At 32.3% G+C, this 511-nt stretch carries 1 protein-coding gene; it reads right to left on the bottom strand.

The genetic code is table 11. From position 1 onward, the window contains the following. Positions 1-511, bottom strand: a 511-nt coding sequence (locus tag JG676_RS07800; protein WP_200217869.1) for an asparaginase domain-containing protein, incomplete at both ends; no start/stop codon positions are given.

Here is a 511-nt window from a genome sequence, read left to right as displayed (position 1 = left end):
CTAATAAAGCCTAAATTTTGATCATCTTTATTTATTGCTACAGATCCTGCAACGACTCTAGTGCTTACAACTACTTTCAATCCTTTTTTTATCAAATCCTTTAAGACTTCTTTTTGATTCTCATGAATGCTTCCAGCTCCACTTCCTGCTATAACTAAACCTTGTGTACCATTTTCAAATAAAGCTTTAGCTGCAACGCCACTTCCATCATTAGAATAAGTATAAAGTATATCAACTTTTGGCAAAGTTTTTAATTTACTAACATCAAAAGGAGTTTTTGTAGTGTGATCCTTTGAAATTGTATTGTAGAAAAAGACTTTTCCATCAACAATATAACCTAAATTTCCAAAATCAGGTGAAGTAAAAGCATCAACATTAAGAGTATGGGTTTTAACTACTCCTCTTGCACCTAGTATTTTATCATCCATTGCAATCATTACACCTTTATTTTTTGCATTTTCGTTGGCTGCTAAAGCTACAGCATTGTAAAGATTTTTAGGACCATCTGCAC

The organism is Campylobacter sp. 2018MI34 (assembly GCF_016598975.1).
Classification (GTDB): Bacteria; Campylobacterota; Campylobacteria; order Campylobacterales; family Campylobacteraceae; genus Campylobacter_D.
Note: the sequence above shows the minus strand (reverse complement) of the source record. Positions and strands in the feature narration are given on the sequence as shown.